Raw genomic sequence first — 3,718 nt, 5'->3', positions numbered from 1 at the left:
TAAAATGGAATTAGGACAATGGAAGCTTCCAGTTCGTTTAGGATACCCAATTAATACACCTTATGACGACATGTTCTTTGCTGGAACAGCGAGTGGTAAGTATGCATATATAGCCTCAAATAGAGAAGGAGGAAAAGGCGGTTTGGACATATACAAAGTTACTTTCTTGGGACCCCAAAAGGCTCCATTAATTGATACGGAAGACATGCTACTTGCTAGTATTGCCAAACCCGTTAAGGATGATTTTGTTCCTAAAGAAGTTAAAGTGGAGCGCAAGAGCTTAACTGTATTTAAAGGAAAAGTTATTGATGAGTTGACACGAAAACCAATCGAAGCTGAAATAGATATTACGGATAACAAAACAGGGCAAGTAATCTCTACTTTAAATTCGAATAGCGCTTCAGGAAAGTTCTTGATGTCATTACCTTCTGGAAAGAATTATGGTATTGCGGTGAAAAAGGAAGGGTACTTGTTTCATTCGGAAAACTTTAACCTTCCTAGCGGAAGTGACTTTAGTTTAGTGAATAAGAATATTGAATTAAAGAATATTAAAATTGGAAGCAAGATTGCTCTTCGTAATGTATTCTTTGCATCTGGGAAATCAGAGATCACTTCAGAATCCAACGCGGAATTGAATAGATTGGTGAAGTTTTTAAAATCGGTTCCTGATCTTAAAATTGAATTAGGAGGACATACGGATAATGTGGGTTCTAAAGCATCGAACACTACTTTATCTCAGAGAAGAGCTGATTCTGTTGTGAAATATCTAACAAGTAAAGGAATCACAGCGGATCGATTAGCAGCTAAAGGATATGGTCCTTCCGATCCTGTAGATACAAACGATACGGATGAAGGTCGTCAGAATAACAGACGAACCGAATTTATGATAACGGCTAATTAATTTTTCGTAACGGAAAGTATAGTTTCGATAGGAACGTGCATTAATTGCTTTTTAGCTTCGAGTAAAAAGAGCAAATCTGTTCCAGAATAAGTAGTTAGTTCTATTCTGTAATTATCGAGTAAATCTGCGGGAACATCTTCCAATATAATAAAAATCTCTCTAGATAAGTTCTCCAGCAGAGTAGGCTCATTATTTAGTAGAATCGTCTCTGTAGAGGTTAACAATACTTGGATATTGAATTTAGATGCATCTTCCAAATCTTTTATTTCCGTGTTGTGGCTTTCTGATATGGCAATCAATGTATAGAATTTGAAATACGGTTGTTTAAAATCAGTTGAATCTAAATTATCCACGTAAACCTGCGCTAACTCAGACTTAGTAGGTTCATTAATACTGTCTTTTTTAAGTTCATTTAACTCCTTTTGGATAACACGAATTTTTGTTTTCTTATAAAGTTTAAATCTACTTATTCTGTTATGGCAATTTGCACTAATAGTTTTCCAAGAATTATTCTCAGATTTTTTCAAGAAATCATATGAACTTTTAATGCTTGAAATATTATTATTTGCCATGTCAATATACATGCTGTGAAACGAGTAGGAGGTGGCATCCCTAATATCACTTGAATCGATAAGAGAAACCTGATAAGCGTTGATCTCACTTGATAAGTCTATTCCAATATTGGAATATGCTGTATCATAACAATGCATAAAGGCACCTTCAATAAAATGAGATGCGCTCGCTAACAAAGTAGTGATAAGGAAAACAGAAGTAAATAGGATCGTTTTCATAATATCGGCCACAAAATTAGTTTTTATTGGCATGAAAAGTGAATACCTGTTTTATATAAATTACAGATGCTTTATTTATTGATGGATATGTTTGTTTCTGTTTGTTATATAGAACGGAAGAACAGCTAATTATAGTTACATTTGAAACAGTAAAACGATGGAGATTGGTTAAATAATTGCTGTAAAGTTGACATTGTCATAATTCATCGTCTTATTAATAAACCAAACTATGTGCCGAATGAATAAATCCAGAATTTCCACCTTATTCCTTTTGTTAGGCGTTAGCTTCATTTCACTAGGACAAGATTCTGATGCGCCTAGCAATCTAGGGTCTTCAATAAATTCTAAGTACAATGAGATTGGTCCTTTGATTTCTCCTGATGGAAAATCGATGTACTTCGTAAGGGAAGGACACCCGAACAATACCACCGATAAAGCAGAAAGTCAAGATATTTGGTTTTCTGAGATGGGACCAGATTCTGCATGGACACCGGCAAAACATATGCTACCCCCATTTAATAATCATATATACAATAGTATAGAGACTATTACACCGAGTGGCAGCATGGTAATAGTTAGAGGGATTTATAAGAATGGAGAATTTAAAAAAGGCACTGGGTTTTCGGTAACAAGAAAAACAAAATATGCTTGGTCTCCACTAAGCTTAATGAAAATAAGGGGTCTAGGACCAATGAGTCAGGGAATGTACTATGGTGGATTTCTTTCTAATGACTGTAAATCGCTTCTGATTTATTTAAGTACATATCAAGGAAGCGAGACAAGTGATCTATATGTAAGTTTTATTAAAGAAGATGGCTCATGGACTAAACCCCGAACGTTAGGTAAAAAAATTAATTCGCCACAATATGATGAGAGTACGCCGTTTTTAGCTTCAGATGGTATTACGATGTATTATTCAAGTAATAAACCAAAGGGTTATGGTCAGAATGATATATATATGACAAAACGACTGGACGAAACCTGGCAAAACTGGACAGAACCAATAAACCTTGGGCCAACGATAAATACGGAAAAATTTGAAGCGTACTATTCTATTGATGCAAGAGGAGAATATGCATACATGATTTCGGAAAAAGGCTCGATGGGTAGAGGAGATGTAGTTAAAGTAAAACTGCCCAAAGAAGTTAAACCAGAACCAGTTGTTTTGGTAAGAGGGAAAATATTGAATGCCAAAACAATGCGGGCTATCAATGGTAAAATTAGTTACGAAACATTAGGGCCAGAGGGTAAAGAGGTAGGAGAGGCATTATCAAATCCTGCTACAGGAGAATATCAAATCACTCTGCCATACGGTGATCTTTATGGCTTCTCTGCGAAGGTTCAAGGGTATATGCCAATGTCAGATTTTATTGATCTCAAGGAGAAAGGAGTGTATCAAGAAATTACAAGAGACCTATTACTAAAACCAATTGAAGTTGGACAAAAGGTTGAATTAAATAATATTTTCTTTGAATCTGGAAAAGAAGCTCTAAAAGAAGAGTCGTTTCCCGAATTGGATCGGATTATTAGTGTGATGAATACCAATCCTACAATGACAATTGAGTTAATTGGTCACACAGATAGTATAGGATCTGATGTAGCAAATCAGAAATTATCTGAAGCTAGATGTGCTCTTGTACGAAATTATATTATTGAACATGAAATACAAACGGGTAGAGTAATAGCTACCGGCAAGGGAGAAACAGAGCCTATTACAAGTAATAAGACAGAGGCGGGACGGACGAGAAACAGACGAGTTGAATTTGAAGTATTAACGAAATAATGAGTAAAATGAAGTTGCTAGTTTCTTTATGTAGTATATGTTTAATAATATCAACTTGTTTTGGACAAGCGAAAGTGCACGATGCCCTATGGGTTAAAAAGAATGGGATTAAGTCTATAACGTATTTCAGTCAGGGGTTTTCTCAACGAAGTGGTACCTTTTTATTGGAGAAGAAATTTTTGCATGAAAAAGATTTTTACGATGTAAATGGATATTTCACCAAGCATGAAGAAGATAATTTAG

General features: G+C 35.2%; 4 protein-coding genes. 3 read left to right on the top strand and 1 reads right to left on the bottom strand.

What is annotated here, in order from left to right:
- On the top strand, window positions 1–901 hold a 901-nt coding region (locus HRT72_06215), incomplete at its 5' end, for an OmpA family protein (protein NQY67302.1).
- Here the strand turns inward: HRT72_06215 and HRT72_06210 are convergent.
- Entirely contained in the window at window positions 898–1,692 is a 795-nt protein-coding gene (locus HRT72_06210; protein ID NQY67301.1) for a hypothetical protein, read from the bottom strand. The two genes, HRT72_06215 and HRT72_06210, sit on opposite strands and share 4 nt — an antisense overlap.
- A gap of 238 nt (window positions 1,693–1,930) precedes the next feature.
- Here HRT72_06210 and HRT72_06205 point away from each other — a divergent pair, with 238 nt between their 5' ends.
- Both HRT72_06205 and HRT72_06200 read left to right on the top strand, forming a co-directional pair.
- Window positions 1,931–3,475: an OmpA family protein gene (locus HRT72_06205; GenBank protein ID NQY67300.1), complete on the top strand. Its 1,545-nt coding sequence runs from the start codon at window positions 1,931–1,933 to the stop codon at window positions 3,473–3,475.
- Window positions 3,476–3,483: 8 nt separating this feature from the next.
- The coding region (locus tag HRT72_06200) for a hypothetical protein (protein NQY67299.1) at window positions 3,484–3,718 on the top strand (235 nt) is incomplete at its 3' end.

It is taken from the genome of Flavobacteriales bacterium (assembly GCA_013214975.1).
Classification (GTDB): Bacteria; Bacteroidota; Bacteroidia; order DT-38; family DT-38; genus DT-38.
This window is presented reverse-complemented; position numbering and strand designations above follow the sequence as displayed.

What these genes read in the sequence shown, in the direction of transcription:
- HRT72_06210 (NQY67301.1), bottom strand. Translation starts at nt 1,692, where the DNA reads ATGAAAACGATCCTATTTACTTCTGTTTTCCTTATCACTACTTTGTTA.
- HRT72_06205 (NQY67300.1), top strand. Translation starts at nt 1,931, where the DNA reads ATGAATAAATCCAGAATTTCCACCTTATTCCTTTTGTTAGGCGTTAGC.